This is a genomic window from Pseudomonas sp. AFG_SD02_1510_Pfu_092, assembly GCF_003331055.1.
Taxonomy (GTDB): domain Bacteria; phylum Pseudomonadota; class Gammaproteobacteria; order Pseudomonadales; family Pseudomonadaceae; genus Aquipseudomonas.
The window spans coordinates 212,955-238,129 of the sequence record NZ_PUQD01000001.1 but is presented as its reverse complement, the minus strand read 5'-3'; the positions used below and the strand labels follow the sequence as shown (position 1 = coordinate 238,129).

24 protein-coding genes are annotated in these 25,175 nt (G+C 63.4%); 16 read left to right on the top strand and 8 right to left on the bottom strand.

Annotation, left to right across the window (positions count from 1 at the left end):
* The first annotated feature begins 44 nt into the window (after nucleotides 1-44).
* The 5 genes from C6A77_RS01190 to C6A77_RS01170 all read left to right on the top strand — a co-directional run bounded on the left by C6A77_RS01190 (nucleotide 45) and on the right by C6A77_RS01170 (nucleotide 3,575).
* Nucleotides 45-260 (top strand): DUF1127 domain-containing protein, encoded by a 216-nt coding sequence (locus tag C6A77_RS01190; RefSeq protein WP_112251752.1) that lies wholly within the window; start codon nucleotides 45-47, stop codon nucleotides 258-260.
* Nucleotides 261-566: 306 nt separating this feature from the next.
* Nucleotides 567-884, top strand: a complete 318-nt coding sequence (locus C6A77_RS01185; protein WP_114167675.1) for a DUF2388 domain-containing protein — start codon at nucleotides 567-569, stop codon at nucleotides 882-884.
* Between the two features lie 88 nt (nucleotides 885-972).
* Nucleotides 973-1,266, top strand: coding sequence for a DUF2388 domain-containing protein (locus C6A77_RS01180; protein ID WP_114167674.1), 294 nt, complete (start codon nucleotides 973-975; stop codon nucleotides 1,264-1,266).
* A gap of 36 nt (nucleotides 1,267-1,302) precedes the next feature.
* Nucleotides 1,303-1,623 carry a DUF2388 domain-containing protein gene (locus C6A77_RS01175; RefSeq protein ID WP_114167673.1) on the top strand — a complete coding sequence of 107 codons (321 nt, stop codon included), beginning with the start codon at nucleotides 1,303-1,305 and terminating at the stop codon, nucleotides 1,621-1,623.
* Nucleotides 1,620-3,575 carry a DUF4105 domain-containing protein gene (locus tag C6A77_RS01170; protein ID WP_114167672.1) on the top strand — a complete coding sequence of 652 codons (1,956 nt, stop codon included), beginning with the start codon at nucleotides 1,620-1,622 and terminating at the stop codon, nucleotides 3,573-3,575. The genes C6A77_RS01175 and C6A77_RS01170 overlap by 4 nt, the downstream gene beginning before the upstream one ends.
* Before the next feature lie 124 nt (nucleotides 3,576-3,699).
* On the opposite strand, the gene C6A77_RS01165 is transcribed toward C6A77_RS01170, so the two are convergent.
* Nucleotides 3,700-4,101 (bottom strand): GFA family protein, encoded by a 402-nt coding sequence (locus C6A77_RS01165; protein WP_114167671.1) that lies wholly within the window; start codon nucleotides 4,099-4,101, stop codon nucleotides 3,700-3,702.
* Nucleotides 4,102-4,368: 267 nt separating this feature from the next.
* Here C6A77_RS01165 and C6A77_RS01160 point away from each other — a divergent pair, with 267 nt between their 5' ends.
* From C6A77_RS01160 to C6A77_RS01120, 9 genes are all read left to right on the top strand, one after another.
* Entirely contained in the window at nucleotides 4,369-5,676 is a 1,308-nt protein-coding gene (locus tag C6A77_RS01160) for a CitMHS family transporter (RefSeq protein WP_114167670.1), read from the top strand.
* Nucleotides 5,677-5,745: 69 nt separating this feature from the next.
* Nucleotides 5,746-6,516, top strand: a complete 771-nt coding sequence (locus C6A77_RS01155; RefSeq protein WP_114167669.1) for a TerC family protein — start codon at nucleotides 5,746-5,748, stop codon at nucleotides 6,514-6,516.
* A gap of 334 nt (nucleotides 6,517-6,850) precedes the next feature.
* Complete coding sequence (locus tag C6A77_RS01150) at nucleotides 6,851-8,509, top strand: Na/Pi cotransporter family protein (protein ID WP_114167668.1); 1,659 nt, start codon at nucleotides 6,851-6,853, stop codon at nucleotides 8,507-8,509.
* Between the two features lie 30 nt (nucleotides 8,510-8,539).
* Nucleotides 8,540-9,940: a pitrilysin family protein gene (locus tag C6A77_RS01145; RefSeq protein WP_114167667.1), complete on the top strand. Its 1,401-nt coding sequence runs from the start codon at nucleotides 8,540-8,542 to the stop codon at nucleotides 9,938-9,940.
* 120 nt (nucleotides 9,941-10,060) lie between these two features.
* A complete protein-coding gene (locus C6A77_RS01140) occupies nucleotides 10,061-11,080 on the top strand; it encodes a DUF5924 family protein (RefSeq protein WP_114167666.1) in 1,020 nt (339 codons plus the stop codon).
* Nucleotides 11,081-11,192: 112 nt separating this feature from the next.
* Nucleotides 11,193-12,326 carry an MlaE family lipid ABC transporter permease subunit gene (locus C6A77_RS01135; protein WP_114167665.1) on the top strand — a complete coding sequence of 378 codons (1,134 nt, stop codon included), beginning with the start codon at nucleotides 11,193-11,195 and terminating at the stop codon, nucleotides 12,324-12,326.
* A complete protein-coding gene (locus tag C6A77_RS01130; protein ID WP_114167664.1) occupies nucleotides 12,323-13,114 on the top strand; it encodes an ATP-binding cassette domain-containing protein in 792 nt (263 codons plus the stop codon). The genes C6A77_RS01135 and C6A77_RS01130 overlap by 4 nt, the downstream gene beginning before the upstream one ends.
* 3 nt (nucleotides 13,115-13,117) lie before the next feature.
* A complete protein-coding gene (locus C6A77_RS01125) occupies nucleotides 13,118-14,056 on the top strand; it encodes an MlaD family protein (protein WP_114167663.1) in 939 nt (312 codons plus the stop codon).
* Nucleotides 14,053-14,715: an ABC-type transport auxiliary lipoprotein family protein gene (locus C6A77_RS01120; protein ID WP_114167662.1), complete on the top strand. Its 663-nt coding sequence runs from the start codon at nucleotides 14,053-14,055 to the stop codon at nucleotides 14,713-14,715. The genes C6A77_RS01125 and C6A77_RS01120 overlap by 4 nt, the downstream gene beginning before the upstream one ends.
* Here C6A77_RS01120 and C6A77_RS01115 read toward each other — a convergent pair.
* The 6 genes from C6A77_RS01115 to C6A77_RS01085 form a co-directional block, all read right to left on the bottom strand.
* On the bottom strand, nucleotides 14,697-15,926 hold the full coding sequence (locus C6A77_RS01115; protein ID WP_114167661.1) for a spore maturation protein: 1,230 nt from the start codon (nucleotides 15,924-15,926) through the stop codon (nucleotides 14,697-14,699). The two genes, C6A77_RS01120 and C6A77_RS01115, sit on opposite strands and share 19 nt — an antisense overlap.
* Nucleotides 15,927-16,174: 248 nt before the next feature.
* Complete coding sequence (gene gltP, locus C6A77_RS01105; protein WP_114167660.1) at nucleotides 16,175-17,503, bottom strand: glutamate/aspartate:proton symporter GltP; 1,329 nt, start codon at nucleotides 17,501-17,503, stop codon at nucleotides 16,175-16,177.
* Nucleotides 17,504-18,248: 745 nt separating this feature from the next.
* Nucleotides 18,249-18,719, bottom strand: a complete 471-nt coding sequence (locus tag C6A77_RS01100) for an inhibitor of vertebrate lysozyme family protein (RefSeq protein WP_114167659.1) — start codon at nucleotides 18,717-18,719, stop codon at nucleotides 18,249-18,251.
* A gap of 2 nt (nucleotides 18,720-18,721) precedes the next feature.
* Nucleotides 18,722-18,883, bottom strand: coding sequence for a DUF1328 domain-containing protein (locus C6A77_RS01095; RefSeq protein WP_003252966.1), 162 nt, complete (start codon nucleotides 18,881-18,883; stop codon nucleotides 18,722-18,724).
* Between the two features lie 42 nt (nucleotides 18,884-18,925).
* A complete protein-coding gene (locus C6A77_RS01090; RefSeq protein WP_114167658.1) occupies nucleotides 18,926-19,216 on the bottom strand; it encodes a hypothetical protein in 291 nt (96 codons plus the stop codon).
* A 173-nt stretch (nucleotides 19,217-19,389) separates the two neighbouring features.
* Entirely contained in the window at nucleotides 19,390-20,211 is an 822-nt protein-coding gene (locus C6A77_RS01085; RefSeq protein WP_114167657.1) for a BON domain-containing protein, read from the bottom strand.
* 211 nt (nucleotides 20,212-20,422) lie between these two features.
* Here C6A77_RS01085 and algB point away from each other — a divergent pair, with 211 nt between their 5' ends.
* On the top strand, nucleotides 20,423-21,769 hold the full coding sequence (gene algB / locus C6A77_RS01080) for a sigma-54-dependent response regulator transcription factor AlgB (RefSeq protein WP_114167656.1): 1,347 nt from the start codon (nucleotides 20,423-20,425) through the stop codon (nucleotides 21,767-21,769).
* Entirely contained in the window at nucleotides 21,766-23,547 is a 1,782-nt protein-coding gene (locus tag C6A77_RS01075) for a KinB sensor domain-containing domain (RefSeq protein ID WP_114167655.1), read from the top strand. Before algB ends, C6A77_RS01075 begins: the two co-directional genes overlap by 4 nt.
* 21 nt (nucleotides 23,548-23,568) lie before the next feature.
* Here the strand turns inward: C6A77_RS01075 and C6A77_RS01070 are convergent, their stop codons facing one another.
* The gene (locus C6A77_RS01070) at nucleotides 23,569-25,173 is read right to left on the bottom strand and encodes an EAL domain-containing protein (RefSeq protein ID WP_114167654.1); all 1,605 of its coding nucleotides are present in this window, start codon (nucleotides 25,171-25,173) and stop codon (nucleotides 23,569-23,571) included.
* Between the last annotated feature and the right edge of the window lie 2 nt (nucleotides 25,174-25,175).

Genomic DNA, 25,175 nt, shown 5'->3' with positions numbered 1-25,175 from the left:
TAAATCACTACCTAATCCCGCCATAAGCGGAAGGATGAAGCATCATGGAACGTACCCTCAGTTCCGGTCTGGTTTTCGAAAGCAACGCCCAGCAGTCCAACACTTCGCTGCCGCTGCGCGCCCTGTCTACCCTGCTGCTGTGGCAGCGCCGCATGGCCAGCCGCCGTCAACTGGCTCGCCTGGATGCCCGCCTGCTGGCCGACGCCGGTATCAGCGAGTCGCAGCGTTACGAAGAGCTGAGCAAGCCATTCTGGCGCTAAGCTCCGGCTTGCCGGCTTCGGCCGGCACCGCGAATTTCCGAAACCCGTCGCAGGTAACTGCGACGGGTTTTTTGTTTGGATGCCGCATGGCAGAGGGGTTGGCCGAGCAACAGGTACAGTTTTAACATTATCTAAAAGCTACCATAACAGTTGCGCGGCGCACTGTTCATTAACATCCAGAAACACCGGCGCGTGATACGCTTGGCTTAACAGTCTGGTAGAACCGCTGTTGAAAAGTACCGCGACGAGCTGTGCGAGCGTCCGATAAAGCAGAACCACCCGACCCTAGTCCAAGAGTCCACCATCATGTCTCGTAAATACCTGATCGGCGCCGCCTTGATGCTGAGCCTGGCCGGCACCGCAAACGCCACCAGCTTCGTTGTCACCACTGACGCGGTCGTTGGCGCGGTGGCCGCGTCCACTGATGCCACCTCTGACATTTCCTCTTCGTTCCGTGATGACAAGATCGTCCAGGCCGCCCGTGACGACGCCGCCAGCTTCGTTGGTAGCCAGGGCGATATCCGCGGCGCCAAGCTGGAAAGCGCTTTGCGGCACATCCGCGCGCAGATGCCAGCCCTGCAAGCCAGCGATGCGCAACTGGCCCAGGCCATCCTGGCGATCTGACCGCCGCTGAACCGTTCAGCTGTGCTGGTCACCACCAGCACAGCGGTGCCGACGTTTGCCGTCCATGTTTCCAGCTGTCGTAGAGCCCATGCGTTATCTGTTGCCGTTACTGTTTGCCGTTGTTGGCATGGCCAGCGCCCATGCCATGGATACCACCACCCAAGGCCTGGTCATCACCGGCTATGTCACCAGCCAGGTCACCAGCGCACCGTTCGACCGCAAACTGGTCCGCCAGGCCCGCGACGACGCCGCTGCCTTCGTCGCCAGCGACGGGCAGATCCGCGGTGCGCGGCTGGAAGCAGCGCTGGAATCATTACGCCACACTTGCGCACGGCATAGCGTCGGCGACCTGGAACTGGCGCAGGCAATTCTCGTCCAATAACTACACCCGACTCCCTGTATTTTTCGGAGATGCTCCATGCGTAAACCGCTGATTGCCGCTACCCTCGGCATGCTGCTACTGGCCGACCTGGCCCAGGCACAGACCCTGGTGGCCACCAGCAACATCATCGTGCGGGCCTTTGGCCGTTCGATCGATTTCACCTCTGACACCACCACTTCGATCCGTGATTCCAAAGTGGTCCGCGAAGCCCACGATGACGCCGCCAGTTTCGTCGCCAGTAACGGTGACATCCGCGGCGCCCAGCTCGAGGCAGCGTTCACCACCCTGCGCGAGCGCGTACCGCAAGCGCGCGACGCCAGCGATCAGGTACTGGCCGAAGCCATCCTCGCACTGTGAACCGCGTGCGCGCCTGGCTGCTCGGCTGCGCCCTGACGCTGCTCGGCACGCCTGCCTTGGCCGACCTGCAGCTCGAACTGCAGGCATCCGGCCTTGACGGGCAACAGGCCCAAGCTACCCAGGCCTTGCTTGACGAGGCCCTGGGCAAGCTGCCCCCCCGCTTCAAGCAACAGCTGAACCGCCGCGTACGGGTCAGCTGGAGCGACAGCATGCCGGCCGACGCCTATGGCCAGGCATCGCTGGTGTCCACCCTCGAGCTCAACCGCCGGCTGCTGCCCAGCCTCACCGATGGCAGCGCCGCTACCGAGCGCACCCAGCGCCCGCATGGCACGGTACGTGAAGAACTGCTTGCCACCGTGCTGCACGAGCTTACCCATATTTACGACCGCGCCCGGCTTTGGCCGAGCGCCGAAAACGCATTGATTGCCCGCTGCAAGCGCCAGCAAGGCACGTTGGGCAAGGTGGGGCTCCCGGAGGCATGCCGTGGCCAGGCCGAGCGTCGCTTCACCCTCAGCGACGACCCGCGCCTGCTCGACCTGGCCGGCTGGCCACAGTACGTGGGCCGGCGCGGCGAGCGCGAGCAGCACAACCGCCAGTTCGTGCGCAGCCCCGACAGCTATGAACTCAGCAGCCCGAAGGAGTACATCGCGGTCAACATGGAGTATTTCCTCCTGGACCCAAGCTACGGTTGCCGCCGCCCGGCGCTGAACCAGTATCTGCGTGAGCACTTCGGCTGGGCGCCGCAGCAGGACAGATGCGCCAACGGCCTGCCATTCATCAATGCTGGCAGCGACTTCGCCCGCCAGCCGCTCGGCGAAATCGACCCCGAGCGGGTCTATGAAGTGGATTACCTGTTGGCCGAAGCCAACCAGAACCTGGTCAGCCGCTGGGGCCACAGCATGCTGCGCCTGGTGATCTGCAAGCCGGGCCGCCCACGCGGGCCGGATTGCCGGCTGGACCTAGACCAGAGCCTGGTGCTGTCCTACCGCGCCTTCGTCAACGACGTTCAGCTTTCCAGCTGGGACGGCCTGGTCGGTGCTTACCCGTCGAGGCTGTTCGTACTGCCACTGGGCCAGGTAATCGACGAATACACCAAGACCGAGCTGCGCAGCCTGGCCTCGGTGCCCTTGCGGCTCAGCCGCGAGGAAATCGAGAACCTGGTGCGCCAGGCCGTGGAAATGCACTGGAGTTACGATGGCAATTACTGGTTCCTGTCCAACAACTGCGCAGTGGAATCGTTGAAACTGCTGCGCAGCGGTACCGCCAACCCGCACCTGAACGACCTCGACAGCATCATGCCCAATGGGCTGCTGGCAGTGCTCAAGGGCAGGGGGCTGGCTGATACCAGCGTGCTCGACGACCCAAAGGAGGCGCTGCGCCTCGGTTATCGCTTCGACTCCTACCGCGACCGCTACCAGGCCATGTTCGAAGTGTTAAGGAAACAGCTGCCGATCAAGCAGGACAAGGTCGAAGACTGGCTGGCGCTGGACGCCGAGCAGCGGCGCGGCTGGTTCGCCCAGGCCGACCTGCGCACCAGCGCTGCCTTGCTGCTGCTGGAGCAGGCCAGCTTGCGCCGGCAACTGTTGCTGGCCCAGGATGAAGTCAAGCAGCGCTACCTGAACGCCGCCGCCCTGAACGATGGCAGCGTCAGCAAGGCCGATGCCACGCTCAGGCAGATGCTCGCCAACAGCGGTTTCCTCAGCCGCCCGGCCGAGTTGCTCGATGCCAAGGGCTACGGGCTGCCGCAGCCGCAGGAGCGCAAGCACCTGGAGCAGGTGAGCAGTGAGCGCCAGGCGCAACTGTTGCGCTTGAGCACCAGCCTGGACAAAGAGGTGAGGGCGCTGCTGGAACCCTCGCGGGCCAGGGAAATCGCTGCCGTCGAGGCCAATGTGAAGCAGATCGGCGAGCATTTGCGTGCGCTGCACAAGGCTGCCGGTGGTCTGCAGTTGTGATGCTGGCTGCACCGGCCCTATCGCCAGCAAGCCAGCTCCCACAGGTATCCCCCCACCTTCAAGCCTGTGGTGATCCTGTGGGAGCTGGCTTGCCGGCGATAGGGCCAGCAGCGCCAACAGTCCCCTACAGGCTTTCCCCATCCTCTTCTGGCAAATCCTCATCCAGATGCAACCAGGGCAACCGGCTGCCTACCCAGATATGCCGGTCGGCCCGCACCTGCTCCGGGTGGTCCAGCGTCGCCACTGTCACATCCACTGTGTCGGGGCTGTGCGTGGTCACCAGCGCCACATGCGCCCCACAATGCCCGCAGAAGTACCGGCTGCAACTGCTCGGCGCCACATAGCAGCGCGGCTCGCCCGCCAGCCAGCGAAACCCAGCGCGCGGCAGGGTGAGCCAGGTCACCACCAGCCCGCCGCTGACCCGCCGGCAGATCGAACAATGGCAGTGCGCAACGTCGCCAAGGTCGCCCACCAGTTGATAACGCAAGGCGCCGCAATGGCAGCCGCCTTCGGTCACATCCTGCATCACCTACCTCTCGTCGCCTTTGCTTCGGCGAAAGCTGGCTGAAAGCTTGCCCTCATAGGATAGCCCCCACTACCGGCACAAGACCGGTCAGCCAGGGCACCCGGTTACCACCGCGCCCGGCCCAATCAACAACAACAATGGTGATTCTGATGTATTCCTGTGCCCGCCTTTTCGTAACCCCACTCCGCATGCTCCCCGCGCAGCGCCAAACGCGCTGATCCGCCCGAATCGACTTTCCTTTCGCCGCGCCACGCCTGGAGTATTGCCATGCTGACCTTCCTCGGCTTTGCCATGGTCATCACCTTCATGTACCTGATCATGACCAAGCGCCTGTCGGCCTTGATCGCGCTGATCCTGGTACCGATCCTGTTCGCCCTGTTCGGCGGTTTTTCCGCCAAGATCGGCCCGATGATGCTCGAGGGCATCAGCAAGCTCGCGCCTACCGGCGTGATGCTGATGTTCGCCATCCTCTACTTCGCCCTGATGATCGACTCCGGCCTGTTCGACCCGGCCGTGCGCAAGATCCTCAAGCTGGTCAAGGGCGACCCGCTGAAAGTCTCCGTCGGCACCGCAGTACTGGCCCTGGTGGTTTCGCTCGACGGTGACGGCGCCACCACCTACATGATCTGCTGCGCGGCCATGCTGCCGATGTACAGCCGCCTGGGCATGAGCCCGCGGATCATGGCCGGCCTGATCATCCTCGCCGGCGGGGTGATGAACATGACCCCTTGGGGCGGCCCGACCGCCCGCGCCGCCAGCGCCCTGCATGTGGACCCGTCGGACATCTTCGTGCCGATGATCCCGGCCATGCTGTTCGGCGTGCTGGCGATCCTGGCCATCGCCTATCTGTACGGCAAGCGCGAGCGTGCCCGCCTGGGCGAGCTGCACCTGCCGACCGACGACATCGACCACAGCGAAATCACTGTTTCGCAGTACCCGGACGCCCGCCGGCCAAAGCTGCTGTACTTCAACGGCGCCCTGACCGCTGCCTTGATGGCCGCGCTGATTGCCGGGGTTCTGCCGCTGCCGGTGCTGTTCATGATCGCCTTCAGCATCGCCATGATCGTCAACTACCCATGCCTGCAACAGCAGAAGGACCGCATCGCCGCCCACGCCGGCAGCGTGCTGGCGGTAACGGGGCTGATCTTCGCCGCCGGCATCTTCACCGGCATCCTGTCGGGCACCGGCATGGTCGACGCCATGTCCAAGAGCCTGCTGGCGGTCATCCCCGAGGCGCTGGGCCCGTACCTGGCGGTGATCACCGCGATCGTGAGCATGCCGTTCACCTTCTTCATGTCCAACGACGCCTTCTACTACGGGGTCCTGCCGGTGCTGGCCGAGGCTGCCAGCCACTACGGCATCAGCCCGGTGGAAATGGCCCGGGCGTCGATCGTCGGGCAGCCGATACACCTGCTCAGCCCCTTGGTACCCTCCACCTACCTGCTGGTGGCCCTGGCCGGCATCGAGTTCGGCGATCATCAGCGCTTCACCTTGAAGTGGGCAGTGCTGGTGTGCCTGTGCATAATGCTCGCCGCACTGCTGATGGGCATTTTCCCGCTGTTCAGTAGTCTTTAATTTACGCGTGTTAACAACGCGACGCGCCCAACCCAGGGCGCGTCGCCTTTACCGTTCGAAGGAAAACACATGGAATGGCTGACCAGCCCGGAAATCTGGGTTGCCTTTTTTACCCTCACTGCGCTTGAGATCGTTCTCGGTATCGACAACATCATCATGATCTCGATTCTGGTCAGCCGCATGCCCAAGCACATGCAGCCGCGCACCCGGATCTTCGGCCTAGCCCTGGCCATGGTCACCCGTATCATGCTGTTGCTGTCGATCACATGGGTCATGCGCCTGACCGCCGACCTGTTCGTGGTGCTCGGCCAGGGCATCTCCGGGCGTGACCTGATCCTGTTCTTCGGTGGCCTGTTCCTGTTGTGGAAAAGCTCGCAGGAGATCTACCACGGCCTGGAAGGCGAGGACGAAAACGCCGATGAGCCGAAAGGTGCCGGGGGCAAGTTCTTCTACACCATCATCCAGATCGCCATCATCGACATCGTGTTCTCGCTGGATTCGGTGATCACCGCGGTGGGCATGGTTTCCCACGTGCCGGTGATGATCGCCGCCATCGTCGTGGCCGTGCTGGTGATGATGCTGTGCGCCGGCGCCATCAGCAATTTCATCGACAAGCACCCGTCGCTGAAGATGCTTGCGCTGTCGTTCCTGATCGTGGTCGGTACCGTGCTGATCGCCGAATCCTTCGATGTGCATGTGCCGAAGGGCTACGTCTACTTCGCCATGGCGTTCTCGCTGGCGGTGGAAGCCATCAACATCCGCATGCGCACGGCGCTGGCCCGCAAGGAAGGCAAAGAGCATGAGCCGGTGAAACTGCGCAAGGATATTCCGGGTCAATAAGATCAGGAAGTGCAGGACACCAAGGGCCCTTCGCAGGGCCCTTTTTCATTTTTGAATGACTGGAATGCAGCTTTTACTGTGCCTGCCTCTTCGCGGGTAAACCCGCTTCCCGCAGCTCCTGAGGCTGTAGTGATCCTGTGGGAGCGGGTTTACCCGCGAAAAGGCCAGCACAGAAATCATTCATTTCCGATGTGTTTCAAATAAATGGCAGCCATGCGAAGCTGGCGACAGCTGCGCAAAACAACTAAAGCTTTGAGTGAGCACTGAAAATTCTTCGAACGCTCACGCTTCGTCTCTTGGTCCGCTGGGGCCACTGCAACAGGGGGCCGTCACCATGCTGACCCTGCTCAACCTGCTCTCGGCCGTTACGCTTCTGGTCTGGGGCACCCACATCGTACGTACCGGCATCCTCCGCGTATTCGGCTCGAGCCTGCGGCGTATCATCGGCCAGAACATGAACAAGCGGCCGTTGGCGTTCGTCGCCGGCATTCTGGTCACGGCCATGGTGCAAAGCAGCAACGCCACCGCCATGCTGGTCACTTCGTTCGTCGGCCAGGGCCTGATGGCCATGACCCCGGCACTGGCGATCATGCTCGGCGCCGATGTGGGTACGGCGCTGATGGCCCGGGTACTGACCCTGGACCTGTCCTGGCTATCGCCGCTGCTGATCTTCCTCGGTGTGATCTTCTTCCTTTCGCGCAAACAGACGCGGGCCGGTCAGCTGGGCAGGGTAGGCATCGGGCTTGGCCTGATCATCCTGGCACTTGAGCTGATCGTGCAGGCAGCTACGCCGATCACCCACGCCCAAGGCGTGAAAGTGCTGTTTGCTTCGCTGACCGGCGACATCCTGCTCGACGCCCTGGTCGGTGCGTTGTTCGCCATGATTTCCTATTCCAGCCTGGCCGCCGTACTGCTCACCGCGACACTGGCCGGGGCCGAAGTGATCAGCCTGCCGGTGGCCATCGGCCTGGTGGTTGGCGCCAATATCGGCAGCGGGCTGCTGGCTTTCATCAGCACCAGCATGCAGAACGCCGCCGGGCGTCGGGTGGCCCTGGGCAGCCTGCTGTACAAGCTGATCGGCCTGTTGCTGATCATCCCGGTATTGCACCCGCTGGTGGGCTGGATGGACTCGCTGAGCTTCAGCGCCCAGGAACTGGTCATCGGCTTCCACCTGCTTTACAACACGCTGCGTTGCCTGATCATGCTGCCCACGGTCAAACCGATGGGCCGGCTATGCAACACGCTGTTGCCCGAACGGGAAAACGGCAACGGCCAGATACGCCCACGCCACCTCGACACCTCGGCGCTGGAAACCCCCAGCCTGGCGCTGGCCAACGCATCGCGCGAGACCTTGCGCCTGGGCGATATCGTCGACAGTTTGCTCGAAGCCATGCTCGCAGCCCTGCGCGGCACCCAGGCCGCCCTGCCGCAGCAGGTGCGCGCCTTGGGCGAGGACGCCGAAGCCCTGTATAGCGCGATCAAGCTGTACCTGGCGCAGATGACGCGCGAAGACCTCAGCGAACAGGACAACCGCCGCTGGGCAGAAATCATCGAACTGGCGATCAACCTGAAGCTGGCCTGCGACCTGATCGAGCGCATGCTGCGCAAGGTCCAGCAGCAAAAGACCAGCCAGCGCCGGGAGTTTTCCCAGGTGGGCCTGGACGAGCTGACCGGCCTGCAGGAGCAGCTGCTGGCCAACCTGCGCCTTGGCCTGTCGGTGTTTCTCAGTGCCGACCCGCAAAGCGCGCGCTTGCTACTGCGGGAAAAACGCCGCTTCCGCGCCCAGGAACGGCGCCTTGCCCACGCCCATGTCAGCCGCCTGCAGCGCAAGGTGGTGCAAAGTATCGAGACCAGTTCGCTACACTTGGAGCTGATCGCCGACATGAAACGGTTGAACTCTTTGTTCTGTAGCAGTGCCTATGTGGTACTGGGCGGCTCGGACACCGGCGGGCTGATGCTCGACAGCGTGCCGGACGAAGCCCGTCTGCCGTGATTTAGCCTATCTGAGGACCCAAGCTCGCCCATGCGTTGCCTGATGTTCGTTTGCCTGCTGATCTGCAGCCTGCCCTCATTCGCCCTCGACCGCTCGCGGGTTGAAGGTTACCTGTTGCCCAATGGTCTGCAGGTCATCCTGAAAAACGGCTATGAGCGTGACCATGTGGCCATTCGCCTGGTGGTCGGCGTCGGCCTGGATGACTTCGATTGCGAGCAGAAAGAACTGCCGCACCTGCTTGAACACCTGCTGTTCAGCGGTATCGACGAAACCGGCGAGGGCGGCCTCGAGGAGCGCCTGCAATCGCTGGGCGGCGAGTGGAATGCCTACACCAGCAGTGCCGACACCACCTTCGTCATCGAAGCGCCGGCGCGCAACCAGCGCAAGATCCTCGACCTGTTGCTGGCAGTGATCCGCGATACCCCCATCGATGCCAAAGCCCTGGCCACCGCCAAGCGCATCATCGAGCGCGAGGATGGCGGCCACTATGGCCACCTGCAGCGCTGGCTGGACCGCCAGGACATCGGCCACCCCGCCAGCGACCAGCTGGCCACCGAACTGGGCCTGAAGTGCCCCGAGCGCTCCAACCTCGACGACATGACGCTGGAGCAGGTGCAAACCTTGCGTGACAAATGGTACGCGGCCAACAACATGACCCTGATCGCGGTCGGCGGGCTCGACCGCCTGTTGCCGGCCTATCTGGAGCGCACCTTCGGTGAATTGCCCGCCACGGAACCGGAAGAACGGCGCAACCTGGCCAGTATCAGCCAGCCTGCCGAGCAGCGTCGCGACCTGACCCGCGGCTGGCTGGGCGATAGTGTCAAACTGCACTGGCTGTTCGTCGAGCCCGTGCTCGACAACGACCACCAGGCCACCCTCGACCTGCTTTCACACTATCTGGACTGGGCGCTGTACGACCAGCTGCGCCTGCGCAACGGGCTGTCCTACGGGCCTTCGGTGCAACGCGAAAGCTTTGGCGACACCGGCCTGCTCAGCCTCAACGCCGACCTCGAGCGCGAAGACATCGATCAGGCGGTCGAGGTGATGCAAGCGCTGTTCGACCACCTGCGCAAGGAAGGCCTCGACCCGGACACCTTCGAACGTATCAAGTACGCCAGCGTTGCCAAGGAAAGCTGGAGCACCCAGGGCAACAGCGCCTTGGCCGACTACTATTGGGGTGCACTCAACGATTACAGCGACGGGCGTTTTGCCAACCCGGTGCGCAAGCTGCGCCAGGTCAGCCTGGCCCAGGCCAACGGGGCGCTCAAGCAGTTGCTCAAGGAACAGGGTTACCTGCGCATCGAGAAGCCATTGCTTGGCTATGATGAGCTCTACGGGCTGGCGGCCTTGCTGTTGGGGCTGATCCTGGCGGCAGGGCTGTTGCGCTGGCGTCGGCATGGGCCGAAAAAACCGGGCAGTGCTACACGCTAGCGGTAGATCGGCGGTATCCTTTTGCCAGTACCGGCCCTTTCGCGGGCAGGCCCGCTCCCACAGGATTAGCGCAATGTCTGAAAATTGCCCTCCATCCTATTACTCCCTGTTGTAGCCCCCATGCCCCACATCCCGCATATCGTTCAGCGCATCATCGAACTGCTAAAACGCTACCCCGGCATCATCGCGCTCGGCGGTTTCCTCTCCGGCATCGGCAGCTTCATCCTGGTCGATCGCCAGGCTGGCCTGGCCAGTTGGGTTGCCGTGCTCATGCTGGTCAGCTGGATCTGGCTGATGCTGGAAAACACCCTCACCGGCCTGTTTGCGCGCACCTTCAACCGTGAAATCCCGCAACCGCTGTTGCGCTACGCGACGCAGATGATCCACCAGGAATCGCTGTTCTTCGTGTTGCCGTTCTTCTTCATCACCACCACCTGGAACAGCGGCCAACTGGTGTTCACCGGCCTGCTCGCTGCCGCCGGCCTGATTTCGATCATCGATCCGCTGTATTACCGATGGCTGGCGCCGCGACGCTGGCTGTTCCTGGCCTTGCATACCCTGACCCTGTTCGCCGCACTGCTGACCGCACTGCCGATCATCCTGCACCTGACCACCGCGCAAAGCTTCAAACTGGCGCTGATCATCGCCATGGCCCTGTCATTCCCCAGCCTGGCCAGCAGCTTCCCGATCAACAACTGGCGCCGCGCCGTCGCTCTGGTGCTGGTCACCCTGTCGGTCGGCGGCGGCGGTTGGCTGGTGCGCTCATGGGTGCCGCCGGCGACCTTGTGGATGACCGACGTCGCCGTCAGCACTGAAGTGCAGAATCGCCAGCCAGGTGCTTCGCTGAAGGAAATCGCAGCCAGCCGTATCAGCAGCAGTGGCCTCTACGCCTACACCGCAATCAATGCCCCACGCGGCCTGAACGAGCGGATCTACCATGTGTGGCAGAAGGACGGCCAGGAGGTCGACCGCATTGCCCTGGATATCCATGGCGGGCGCAAGGAAGGCTACCGGGCCTGGACCCACAAGCAGAACTTCCCGCCGAATCCGGTGGGCAAGTGGCAGGTGCGCGTGCTGACCGAGGATGGGCAGATGATCGGCGTGCTGCGCTTCGAGGTGGTCGACGATACAGCGAAGTGAAAGGGCAGGGCAGCAAGGCGGCCGCCGCCCTTACAGACAGCACATAATGACCAAACAGCCCATGCCCGCTGCGCTATGATCAGCGCCTAAGCCTTAGCGCCGAGTCAGTAGCATGGAGCCGATGACCACCCCCAGTGCCACCCTGGACACCAGTAGCCAACCGGCTTGCCTGCGCATCACCGGTGACTGGACCCTGGCGCACTACGCCAGCCTCAAGCGTGAAAGCGAGCGCCTGCGCGCGCAGTACGCCAGCGACACCGTCGCTGATCTCAGCCAGCTGGGCCGCCTGGACACTGCCGGCGCCTCGCTGCTGGCAGAACTGCTCGGCTCCGAACGCCTGTCGCACTGCACCCAGGATCTGCCCGAAGCCAGCCGCGCACTGCTGAAGAACGTGTATTGCTCGGTGCAGGACTATTGCATCCCGGTCAAGGAACCCGAGCGCAACGTGCTGCTGTTGCTGCTGGAGCGCATCGGCTGCGCTGTCGGCACGTTGTGGCAAGACAGCCTGCAGTTGCTCGGCTTTGTCGGCGTAATCCTCGAAACCCTGCTGCGACGCGCCCTGCAACCGCACCGCTGGCGTTTTACCCCGGTCGTGGCGCACATCGAACAGACCGGCCTGGACGCGGCGCCCATCGTCGCCTTGCTGACCTTCCTGGTGGGCGCGGTGGTGGCTTTTCTCGGCGCCACGGTGCTGGCTGATTTCGGCGCGACCATCTTTACCGTCGACCTGGTGGCCTTCTCGTTCCTGCGCGAATTCGCCGTGCTGCTGACGGCCATTCTCATGGCAGGTCGCACTGCCAGCGCGTTCACCGCGCAAATCGGCTCGATGAAGGCCAACGAGGAAATCGACGCCATCCGCACCCTTGGCCTGAACCCCATGGAACTGCTGGTGCTGCCACGCGTCCTGGCGCTGCTGATTTCGCTGCCCTTGCTGACCTTCATCGCGATGATCTGTGGCATCGTCGGCGGCGCGGTGGTGTGTGCGCTGTCGCTGGGCATCTCGCCCGCCATGTTCCTGTCGCTGCTGCAAAGCGACATCGGCGTGCAGCACTTTCTGGTCGGCCTGGCCAAGGCACCGTTCTTCGCCTTCCTGATCGCTGCCATCGGCTGCCTGGAAGGCTTCAAGGTCAGCGGCAGCGCCGAATCGGTGGGCGCCCACACCACCTCGGCGGTGGTGCAATCGATATTCGTGGTCATCGTGCTGGACGCGGTGGCCGCCCTGTTCTTCATGGAGATGGGCTGGTGAGTGGCCAGGAACGCGTCATCGAGGCTCGCGGCATCTGCAACCGCTTCGGCCGCCAGAGCGTGCACGAAAACCTCGACCTCGACTTATACCGCGGCGAGATCCTCGCCGTGGTCGGTGGCTCGGGCAGCGGCAAGTCGGTGCTGTTGCGCAGCATCATCGGCCTGCGCCGGCCCAACGAAGGGCAGATCAAGGTGTTCGGCCAGGACCTGGCCGGCCTGCGCGAAGAGCAGCGCTCGCTGGTCGAGCGACGCTTCGGCGTACTGTTCCAGAAGGGCGCGCTGTTCTCTTCGCTGACCGTCACCGAAAATGTGGCGTTGCCGCTGATCGAGCACGCCGGCCTATCCCGTGCCGACGCCGAGCACCTGGCGGGGGTGAAGCTGGCCTTGGCCGGGCTGCCGATCTCCGCCGCCGACAAGTATCCGGCCTCGCTGTCCGGGGGCATGATCAAGCGCGCGGCGCTGGCCCGGGCCCTGGCGCTGGACCCGGACATCCTGTTCCTCGATGAACCCACCGCCGGCCTGGACCCGATCGGCGCTGCCGCCTTCGACCAGTTGATCCTGACCCTGCGTGACGCCCTGGGCCTGTCGGTGTTCCTCATCACCCACGATCTCGACACCCTGTACACCATCACCGACCGCATCGCCGTGCTGTCGCAGAAGAAAGTCCTGGTGGCCGGCCCGCTGGCGGAGGTCGAACAGACCAACGACGCCTGGATTCAAGAATATTTTCACGGCCCACGTGGGCGCGCCGCCGAACAGGCGGCCACCCGTATCGGCCAGGAGCGCTGAGCAATGGAAACCCGAGCCCATCACGTTCTTATCGGCCTGGTCACCGTCCTGGTGGTGGCCGGCGCCATGCTGTTCGGCCTGTGGCTGACCAAGTCCAGCGTCGACGATGCCTTCAAGGACTACGAAGTGATCTTCAACGAAGCCGTTTCCGGCCTGTCGCGCGGCAGCCCGGTGCAGTACAACGGCATCAAGGTGGGCGATGTGTCCACCCTGCGCCTGGACCCGAAAGACCCACGCCGAGTGCTGGCACGGGTACGCCTGAGTGCCGACACCCCGGTCAAGGAGGATACCCAGGCCAAGCTGACCCTGGCCGGGGTAACCGGCAACTCGTTCATCCAGCTCAGCGGCGGTACCCCGCAAAGCCCCGAACTGAAAGGCAAGGATGGCAAGCTGCCGGTGATCATCGCCTCACCGTCGCCAATCTCGCGCCTGCTCAATGACAGCAGCGACCTGGTGACCAACATCAACCTGCTGCTGCACAACGCCAACCAGATGTTCTCCGATGACAACATCGGCCACCTCAGCAACACCCTGGCCAACCTCGACAAGACCACGGGCGCCTTCGCCGGCCAGCACGGCAGCATCGCCCAGGCCATCGAGCAGCTGGTGCAGGTGGGCAAGCAGGCCAGCGCCACCCTGGCCGAAACCCAGGCGCTGATGCGCAATGCCAACGGCCTGCTGGGCAGCGAGGGCAAGCAGGCGATCGGCAGCGCCGAACAGGCCATGCAGTCGCTGGCCGAGAGCACTGCCACCATCAACCGCCTGCTCGAAGACAACCATGAAGCCATCGGCGATGGCGCCCAGGGCCTGAACCAGCTGACCCCGGCCATTCGCGAGCTGCGCGAAACCCTCAATGCGCTCAAAGGCATTTCCCGGCAACTGGAGGCCGACCCCAGCGGCTACCTGCTCGGCCGCGACAACAACAAGGAGTTCCAGCCATGAAACCGTCGCTGCGCCTGTTGGCCCTGGTGGCCGCGCTGAGCCTGGCCAGTGCCTGCTCGATCCTGCCGCAGAGCGAACCCGTCGACCTCTACCGCCTGCCGGTGAGCCAACAAAGCCGCACGGTGCCGGCGCTGGACTGGTCGTTGCGCCTGAACAAGCCGCTGGCCAGCGAAGTGCTGGCAGGGCCACGGATTGCCGTCATCCCCCAAGGTAATGTGGTCAGCAGCTACAAGGGCGCGCGCTGGAGCGATGCCGTACCGGTGCTGGTCCGCAACCGCTTGCTCGATGGTTTCCAGCGTGACGGCCAGGTTCAGCGCCTGAGCGCCGATGACAGCAACCTGCAGGCCGACTACGAGCTGGCAGGCGAGCTGCAGGCTTTCCAGACGGAGTACCGCGCAGACGGGACGGCGGAAGTGGTGATTCGCTATGACGCGCGCCTGGTCCAGGGGCGCACGCAACGCATCCTTGCCAGCAAACGCTTCGAGGCCCGCCAGCCGCTGGCTGACAAACAGGTGTCGGCGGTAGTCGCCGGGTTTGGTCAGGCTTGCGATCAGCTGACGGGGCAGGTGGTGGCCTGGACGATTGCCCAGGCTGGCAGAGCTACCCCCCTTGAACGCCTGCCCGCCGCAGTAGGAGCGCGTCAGGCGAAGAACCAGTAGCAGACGAAAATCGCCGCGACCACACCGGAGAACTCAGCCAGCAGGGCACACCCCACCGCATGACGCACACGCTGGATGCCCACCGCGCCAAAGTACACCGCCAGCACGTAGAACGTGGTTTCGGTACTGCCCTGAATCGTCGCCGCCACCAGCGCCGGGAAGCTGTCCACCCCTTGGCTCTGCATGGTCTCGATCAGCATCGCCCGCGCCGCACTGCCGGAGAACGGCTTGACCAGTGCCGTGGGCAGCCCCTCGACGAAGCGGGTGTCCAGGCCCAGCCAGGTCACCGCATGGCGGATACCATCCAGCGCCAGCTCCAAGGCGCCTGAAGCCCGCAGTACACCGACCGCCACCAGCATCGCCACCAGGTAAGGCAACAGGCCCTTGGCCACATCGAAGCCTTCCTTGGCACCGTCGACAAAGGCTTCATACACCTTCACCCGCTTCAGGGCGCCGATTACCAGGAACAGGATGATCACACCAAACAACGTGAGGTTGCCCAGGATCGACGACAGGCTGGCCAGCGCGGCCGCCGACAAGGTCCCGAGAAACGCCATGAAGCCACCCAGCAGCAAGGCACCCGGGATCAGGTAAGCGAGCACCACAGGGTCCCACAGGCGCAAGCGCTGCATCACCGCCACCGACAGCAGGCCGACCAGGGTCGAGACGCTGGTGGCCAGCAAAATCGGCAAAAACACCATGGTCGGGTCCGGCGCACCTTGCTGTGCCCGGTACATGAAGATGGTCACCGGCAGCAGGGTCAGCGACGAAGCGTTGAGCACCAGAAACAGGATCTGCGCATTGCTTGCCGTGGTGCTGCTGGGGTTCAGTTCCTGCAGCGCACGCATGGCTTTCAGGCCGATCGGCGTGGCGGCGTTGTCCAGGCCCAGGCCGTTGGCGGCGAAGTTCATGGTGATCAGGCCCAGGGCAGGGTGGCCTGGCGGTACTTCCGGCATCAGGCGGGCGAACAGCGGGCCGAGCATTCTGGCCAGCCATTCGACGATGCCAGCCTGCTCGGCGATCTTGAGAAAGCCCAGCCACAGGGTCAGCGTGCCGAACAGCAGCACCATCACCTCGACCGACAGCTTGGCCATGGCGAAGATGCTCTCGACCATCGCCGCGAAGATGGCAGCATTGCCGCCCACCAGCCATTGGGCCAGGGCAGACACCGCCGCCACCAGGAAAAAGCCGAGCCAAAGGCCGTTGAGCATCCGTGTATTCCCCCTGAAAAATGCCCGAATGATAGCGTATCGGGGCGTAAGGCTGGAGACTGCAGACCTGACACAGGCCCCTGTGGGAGCGGGTTCACCCGCGAACACCGGCAAAGCCGGTGCCATACACCGTGTTGCCTGATTCGCGGTGAACCCGCTCCCACAATGGCCACTGCTCGGCCCCCAGGATCTCACAGGCAACAAAAAGCCCCGACAGGTCGGGGCTCTTTGTCATGCAGCGGTCAGGTTCAGCGCTTGGCGGCTTCGCCGACCACTGCGGCTTCCTGCTTGTCGGCCATCAGCGAGGCGTAGTACTTCTCGCCCTTGGCGGCATCGTACATGCCTTCCCAACGCGCGATGACCAGCGCTGCCAGGGCGTTGCCCACCACGTTCAAGGCGGTACGGGCCATGTCCATGATGCGATCGACACCGGCGATGAAGGCCAGGCCTTCCAGCGGGATGCCCACGCTACCCAAGGTAGCCAGCAGGACCACGAAGGAAACGCCCGGTACGCCAGCGATACCTTTGGAGGTGACCATCAGGGTCAGTACCAGCAGCAGCTGCTGGCTCCACGACAGGTCGATACCATACAGCTGGGCAATGAAAATGGCCGCGATGCTCTGGTACAGGGTCGAACCATCAAGGTTGAACGAGTAGCCGGTCGGCACCACGAACGAGCAGATCGACTTCGGCGCGCCGTACTTTTCCATCTTCTCGATTACCCGTGGCAGCACGGTTTCCGAGCTGGAGGTGGAGTAGGCGAGGATCAGTTCATCTTTCATGATGCGCATGATCTTGATCACCGAGAAGCCGAACAGGCGGGCAACCAGGCCCAGCACCATGAAGGCGAAGAAGGCGATGGCGAAGTACACCAGCAGCACCAGCTTGGCCAGCGGCAGCAGCGAGCTGAAACCGAAGTTGGCGACGGTCACGGCGATCAGGGCGAACACGCCGATAGGGGCGTAGTTCATGATCATGTGGGTGACCTTGAACATGGTCTCGGAAACTGCCTGGAAGGTACGCACCAGAGGGTCGCGCAGCTCTGCCTGCAGGCTCGACAGGCCCAGACCGAACATGACCGAGAAGAAGATGATCGGCAGCATTTCGCCACGCATCAGCGCTGCGAAGATGTTCGACGGGATCAGGTTCAGCAGGGTTTCGATGAACGCATGCTCATGCTGCACCTCGGCCGCAGTGGCCTGGTACTTCGAGATATCGACGGTACCCAGGGTGCTCATGTCGATGCCGGCGCCCGGGTGGAACAGGTTGGCCAACACCAGGCCGACGACAATGGCGATGGTGGTCACCACTTCGAAGTAAATGATGGTCTTCAGGCCGATGCTGCCCAGTTTCTTCGCGTCGCCAACCCCGGCGATACCCACGATCAGCGACGAAATCACGATCGGGACGACGATCATCTTGATCAGGCGAATGAAGATGTCACCAGCGGGCTGGAGGACGTTGCTGATCCACCATGCCTTTTCTGCACTGAAATGATTCAGTAGCGCGCCGATTGCAACACCCAGCACCAGACCAATGACGATCTGCCAGGCGAGGCTCAGTTTTGCCTTCTTCATGTCTTTACCCTTTGTTCTAGTGGTCATGGGCACCCAACGGAAACGCGCATAACAGAGCCGTTGGCTAGGTCACGGGCAGTAGATGCTTCCGTCCGGCGACTTCATGTAAGGACACCGCAGGCGAGCGACAGGGCGCTCGGGCCAGCGAAAAGGCGGCAACTATTGCGATGGGAAAGGGGGAAATCTAATGCCGGAAGCGCATGACCCATACCGTTTGCGCATACTGTTTTTGACCAGCACGGGAGGTTCGCAAGTGCTTGATTTACAACGTTCGGAATCCCGAACAAGACCAAAGCGCCATATTTAGGCAGATTTGACTGAGAGAAAAGCGGAGGGACGATGGCGTGTTCGACAAACCGAATGGCTGGAATGCCGCTTGAACCGGCGCCAGGCTGATCGAAAAAAAATGGATGTACGGTCGAGACAAAATGTGTCTCGAGGAACAAAACGCGCAGGAAGGGGTGTTTCCTACATGGCTCCTCGGAAGTCAGGTCTGGCCAAGTGCCCCTGTGGCACCGCCGACCTGATACTTCCGATTTTGCCTTTCCTGACCCGGCCCATTGCTGGAGGCACTCCCTGTACCCCTAGGCCACTCCGATCCTGCAACAATCAGAACGGCCCGGCCCCTTGGTCATGCGCTGCCCCTCCTCGGGGCTGCGCATCATAGAAGGCTGAAATGATAAGGACGTTCAGCTTCTATTACGTGACAGTGCATGACCTTTTCATGCGTACCGGCTGCAACGGCTCAGTACCAGTTCGGGTCACGCTTGAGCTGCTCTTGCAGCATCGCCTTCATGCCGTCGTCCGGTTTGCCCAGCCAGCGGTACTGCGCATGGCGAGTGGGCGACTTGTCCTTCGGCAAACCTTCGGGTACCTCCACGAGCATCCCGTAGGCGTCGTCCTTGTCCCAGCTGAACGCCACGATCAGGCGCTTGTAGGTGCAGTTGTCCTGGCTTTCGCACAACGGGCCGACCAGGTACTGGTCGCCGTCTTCGGTCACGGCAGACATCTGCTGCTGGGCACTGCCGGTCAAATTGACCACCCAATCGGGCAGGCGTTCCTCGCCTTTGATCGCGTCCTGCCAGGTTTCCCGGTATTCAGGGTCCGAGCCGAGCAACTGGTCGACCCGGACCTGGCCGTCATTGGCCGCCATCGCCGCCGCGCTGCCACCCATCAACAGGGCGGCAGCCAGGGCTGTCCAATGCTTCCTGCCCATCTTCAACCTCGTCCACGACCAAAGAAGAAGGAGGCTACGAACAGCACCAGGAAGACAATGAACAGAATCTTCGCGATACCGGTGGCAGCGCCCGCGATACCACCGAAGCCCAGTACGGCGGCGACAATGGCGATGATGAGGAAAGTGATAGCCCAGCTCAGCATGGTGGTTCTCCTTTCTTTTTCGGAATCGGTACGGCCGGCGGGTCAGAACACCCAGCGGTCCTGGGGTACGACAGTTTCCAGCGTGGCCGGCGAGGCAGTGGCCTGGCCGGCTGGCCGTGGAACAGTGGCCTTGACCAAGGTGTTGGCACGGGTTGCCTGAATCTGCGTCAACAGGGCGGTCTGCGCCGCCACTTGCTCGGCTAGGCGCGCGGTCTGCCAGCTGTAGTAGAAGAGGCCAGCGGCCAAGGTCAGCAGCAGCGCCATGCCAAGAAACAGCATCTGGCGCAGGGGCAGTGCGGCGTTCTGCGAGCGTTTGACGGTTTGGCGGTTCATGCCGGCTCCTCCTGCTGTAATTCTTGTTCAACCTGAACAGGTAATTGCAGCCTGCATGCCAGCCTTCAACTACAGAATAAATCCTTATAATTCAGACAGTTACGGATATACCGCATAGGCGACAAGGCAGCATCCTGCACGATAGGGCTACACGGCTCGTGCGAATTGCACGATCAGCCCTCGACCTTGGTCGCCACCTTGAGCAGATCGGCATCCACCCCGCGCACGCCGACGATCTGCCGGGCGATTTCCACGGCAATGGTCTTCTGCTCGCTGCTGACCACTTCGCCCGACAGCCGCACCAGGCCCTCTTCGCTGGCCACTTCAAGGTTCAGGCCATCGAGGTTGCGGCTGAAGCGGTAGCTGTTCTGAATCTTGTCAATGATCCAGCTGTCGCTCGGCTGCGGGCCGCTCGCGGCACCCACCGGGGCTTTGCGGGCCTCGGCCATGGCCGCAGAATCGAGGCTGACCAGGTTGTTGACCAGATACACACCTTCGGTAGTACGCGCCACCACGCCGGCCTGCTCCTTGGCTTCGGCACTGTCGACCTTGCCGCGCAGGGTCACCACGCCTTCGCTGCTCTGTACCTCTATCGGCGCCTTTTCGGTGGTGCGGCTCCATAGCAGCCGCGCGCGGATCACCGCCGCCAAGGTGGCATCTTCCAGGCGCCGGGCGTAGGCACGCAGCTCCAGCGGGCGCTCCACCAGCTGGGCATTGACCCGCAGCTGGTTGTTCACCTGTTCAATGCCACGAGTAGCCAGGGCGACGTCCTCGGCCAGCCGGCGCTCGACCTCGTTCTCTACTTCACCGGAAAGCCGCGCCTGCTTGCCGTCCACCTCGACCTCGATGCGGAACGGGTCGAGCATGCGGTTCAGCGACAGGGCAGTTTGCAAGGCCCCTTCCAGGCGGGCGTCCTGCAGCGGGTCTGCGAATACCGGGCTGAAAACCGGCAGTAAAGTGGCCGCCAACACGGCGGTGCGGAGGGAAAAGGACATGGCAGAGCCTCCTTTTGTAGGCAAAAGCTGAAAATCCTCGCAACCAATGTGCCACCGCCGACCTCTAAGGAAATCATCGGAAAATCGCCGCCTTCAGCTGATGGTTGGCTATTGGCTAGCATGCAAAGGACAGGTTCCTTCACAATTGACCATGCAACTTGCCCGATTTTTCCCACACTAAATGAAGATCTTTCTTTAAGGAGCGCAGGACATGGAATCAGCCCAGGACAACCAAGGCCGCATTCTGCTGGTGGATGACGAGTCTGCGATCCTGCGCACCTTCCGCTACTGCCTGGAGGACGAAGGCTACAGCGTGGCCACGGCCAACAGCGCTGCCCAGGCCGAAACCCTGTTGCAACGCCAGGTATTCGACCTGTGCTTCCTCGATCTGCGTCTTGGCGAAGACAACGGCCTCGATGTGCTGGCGCAGATGCGTATCCAGGCCCCCTGGATGCGGGTGGTGATCGTCACCGCGCACTCGGCGATCGACACGGCGGTGGACGCGATCCAGGCCGGTGCCGCCGATTACCTGGTCAAACCGTGCAGCCCTGACCAGCTGCGCCTGGCCACCGCCAAACAGCTGGAGGTGCGCCAGCTGTCTGCACGCCTGGAAGCCCTGGAAGGCGAGGTGCGCAAACCCAAGGATGGCCTCGACTCGCACAGCCCGGCCATGATGGCGGTACTGGAAACCGCCCGCCAGGTCGCCACCACCGATGCCAACATCCTCATCCTGGGCGAGTCGGGGACGGGTAAAGGCGAGCTGGCCCGGGCCATCCACGGCTGGAGCAAGCGCGCGCGCAAGGCCTGCGTGACCATCAACTGCCCGTCGCTGAACGCCGAGCTGATGGAAAGCGAGTTGTTCGGCCACACCCGCGGCGCCTTCACCGGCGCCAGCGAAAGCACCCTGGGGCGGGTCAGCCAGGCTGATGGCGGCACCCTGTTCCTCGACGAGATCGGCGATTTCCCACTGACATTGCAGCCGAAATTGCTGCGTTTCATTCAGGACAAGGAATACGAGCGCGTCGGCGACCCGGTCACCCGCCGCGCCGATGTGCGCATCCTCGCCGCCACCAACCTCAACCTCGAAGAGATGGTGCGCGAAAGCCGCTTCCGCGAAGACCTGCTGTACCGCCTGAATGTCATCACCCTGCACCTGCCGCCCCTGCGCGAGCGCAGCGAAGACATCCTGACCCTGGCCGACCGCTTCCTCGCCCGCTTCGTCAAGGAATACTCCCGCCCGGCCCGTGGCTTCAGTGACGAAGCCCGCGCGGCGCTGCTCAACTACCGCTGGCCCGGCAACATTCGCGAACTGCGCAACGTGGTCGAACGGGCCAGCATCATCTGCCCGCAGGAACGGGTGGAAATCAGCCACTTGGGCATGGGCGAGCAGCCCACCGGCAACGCCCCGCGCATTGGTGCCGCACTGAGCCTGGATGAACTGGAACGTGCGCACATCGGCGCAGTACTGGCCGCCAGCGACACCCTGGACCAGGCCGCCAAGACCTTGGGCATCGATGCTTCCACCCTGTACCGCAAACGCAAGCAGTACAACCTATGAAGTGGCCGCCCATGAAGCTGCGCACGCGGCTTTTCCTCAGCATCTCGGCGCTGGTCACCGTGGCCCTGCTCGGGTTGCTGCTCGGCCTGGTCAGCGTGCTGCAGATGGCCACAGTGCAGCAGCGGCTGGTTCGCGACACCACGCATACCCTGGAGGTAGGGCTCAAGCTGCGCCAGAACCTGGGTGAACAGTTGACCCTGATCCTCGATGAAGAGACCGCTCCAGAGAGCCTGCGGTTGCTGCAGGAGAACTTCCAGAGCCTGCTCAATCAGGGGCTGGAGCTGGGCGGCGAGCGCACGGGCTTCAGCAAGGCCAGCAGCAACTACCAGGCATTCCTCCAGGCCTACCGGGACAGCCCGCTGCCCGCACGCAGCATGGGCGTGGATCAACCACTGGGCGCCGCCTTCAACCAGGTCCGCACCGACCTGATCGATTCGCACAAACAGGCCCTCGAGCACATCACCCGCAGCGAGGAACACACCCGCGACCACGCCCTGCTGGTCAGCGGCGCACTGGGCCTGATGGGCCTGATCGTGCTGGTATTGGGCTTCGTTACCGCGCACAACATCGCCCGCCGCTTCGGCCAGCCGATCGAAGCCTTGGCCAAGGCAGCCGACCAGCTCGGCGAGGGCAATTTCGACGTCACCTTGCCGGTCACCCAGGCCACCGAGCTGAACCTGCTCACCCGCCGCTTCGGCCTGATGGCAGATGCCTTGCGCAAGCACCAGGCCACCAACGTCGATGAGCTGCTGGCCGGCCAACAACGCTTGCAGGCGGTACTGGACAGCATTGACGATGGCCTGCTGATCATCGACCGCCAGGGCTGCCTGGAGCACCTCAACCCGGTGGCGCAGCGCCAGCTGGGCTGGACCGACAGCCGCGTGGGCAGCAGCCTGGCCGAAGCCCTGCAGCGCCCGGAGCTGGAGCAGCAACTGCGCCAGGTGCTGCGCGGCGGCAGCCTCGACCGCCCGCCGGACGACCTGAACATCGACGTCGATGACGAAACACGCCTGCTCGCCTACAGCCTGACCCCGGTCAGCCACCCGCAAGGGCCGATCCTGGGTGCGGTGATGGTGCTGCACGACGTAACCGAGCAGCGGGCTTTCGAACGGGTGCGCAGCGAGTTCGTGCTGCGCGCCTCCCATGAGCTGCGCACACCGGTGACCGGCATGCACATGGCCTTCGGCCTGTTGCGCGAGCGGCTCAAGTTCCCGCCCGAAGCACGCGAGCACGATCTGCTGGAAACCATCGGCGAAGAAATGCAGCGCCTGACCCAGCTGATCAATGACCTGCTCAACTTTTCCCGTTATCAGAGCGGGATGCAGAAGCTCGACCTGGCGCCGTGCGCCATCGACGAACTGCTGGAACGTGCACAGGCACGCTTTGCCGAGCCGGCGGCGCGCAAGCAGATCGAGTTGGTCAAGGCGCTGGAGCCACCGCTACCGCGCATCCACGCCGACGCTGCACAGCTCGACCGGGTGCTGGACAACCTGCTGCACAACGCCATCCGCCATACCGCCAGCGGCGGGCGTATCCGCCTGCATGCGCGACGGCATGCCGAGCGGGTGATCATCAGTGTCGAGGATAACGGCGAGGGCATTGCCTATGGGCAGCAGGGGCGCATCTTCGAACCCTTCGTGCAGGTAGGGCGCAAGAAAGGCGGCGCGGGGCTGGGGCTGGCCTTGTGCAAAGAGATCGTGCAGCTGCACGGCGGGCGCATGGGCGTGTTTTCCCGGCCCGGCCAAGGCACCCAGTTCTACATGGCGCTGCCAGTCTGAGCATCGCCGCTACCGGCTCACTCATTGCTCGACCCGACGCGGCAACCGCCCGCGGGTCACCAGTTCGGCAAAATGGCGGGCATTCAGCGGCCGGGCAAACAGCCAACCCTGCCCATAGTTGACGCCCTCGCTGTTCAGCAGCACGGCCTGGTCTTCACACTCGATGCCTTCGGCAATCACCCGCAGGTGCAGGTCATGGGCCATGCGGATGATATGCGGCGCCACACCACTGCTGGCAGCGTCATGCCCCAGGGCGTCGATGAACGCCTTGTCGATCTTCAGGCAGTCCACCGGCAGGGTCTGCAGATAGGCCAGGCTGCAATAGCCTGTACCAAAGTCATCGATCAGCACCTGATGGCCCACCGCGCGCAGCGCCTGCAGGTTATCGCGGGCCACCACCACGTCGATCAGGCCACGCTCGGTCACCTCGAAGGCAATCTGCCTGGCCGCCACCCGGTGCAGGGCCAGCAGGCGTGCCGCCACCCGGCCAATGCGCGGCACCATCACATCGCAGGCTGCCAGGTTCACGGAGATGTACAAGTTGGGGTGCGAGCGCAGCAGTTGCCCCAACTGTTCCAGCACACGCTGCAGGACAAAGTCGGTGATCTGGCGAATCTGCCCGGTGTTTTCCGCCAGCGGGATGAACAGGTCCGGGCTGGTCAGGCTGCCGTCCGGGCGACGCCAGCGCACCAGGGCCTCGGCGCCCACACAGCGCCGGCTGTCGAGTTCGAAGATCGGCTGGTAAAGCACCTGCAGCTCGCCACGGCGCAAGGCATGCTGCAATTCCGAGCTCATCGACCGCCGTTGCAGAATCAGCTGCAGCACCAGCCAGCCGATGCAGCAGGCTGCCAGCACACTGCCGGGGAACAGCAGCCAGAGCATGCCGTTCATCCTCAGCGGCAAGCTTGCCCGCGGGGCAATCAGCACCAGTTGGTAGTCCGGCGACTTGGTCGGCATGCGGTAGATCAGCCGGTCGCTGAGTTCGAGCAACGACTTGTGGCTGGTCTGCCAGGCCGAGGGCGGAGGCCATACCTGCGGCGGGCCCAGTACCGGTATGGCCCGTGCGCCGTTGTCCAGCACCACCACCAGGCTGCCGCCGGGGGGCAGGTCGACCACATCGGTCAGGTGCCCACGGGAGGTGGAAACCACGAACTTGCCGCGCCCCAGCATCAGCGCGGCCAGGTTCTCGTTCGGCTCGGTCGTGGTGTTCAGCCAGTAGCTGTAGGTCGGCCCCTGGATGTCGGGTGCCCGCAAGGGTTCGAACGCCCGCTCATCACCGCGGTTCGAGCAGGCGACATCGCCATCGACGTAGGCAGCTTCATAAATGAAGCGTGAACTGAGGCCGACCTGCTGCAACGCGGCCAGCATCGCCGGGCTGCAGCCGCGCAAGGGCTGCGCCTGCAGCAGATCGACCCCCTCGCGCAACTGGCCGAACACCTGCTCGAGACGCTCCAGAAAGCGCTCACCCTGGGCGTTCATCTGGGCGCTCTCGCTTTGCTTCATCTGTTGCAGGGCGATACCGATACTGGCAGAGAGCAACAGTGCGGCGCTGGCCAGCGCTGCCAAAGTGGCCAGCATCCAGGGACGGTAAAAAATTTGGCGCAGCAAGGCGATGAGCGCTGACATCG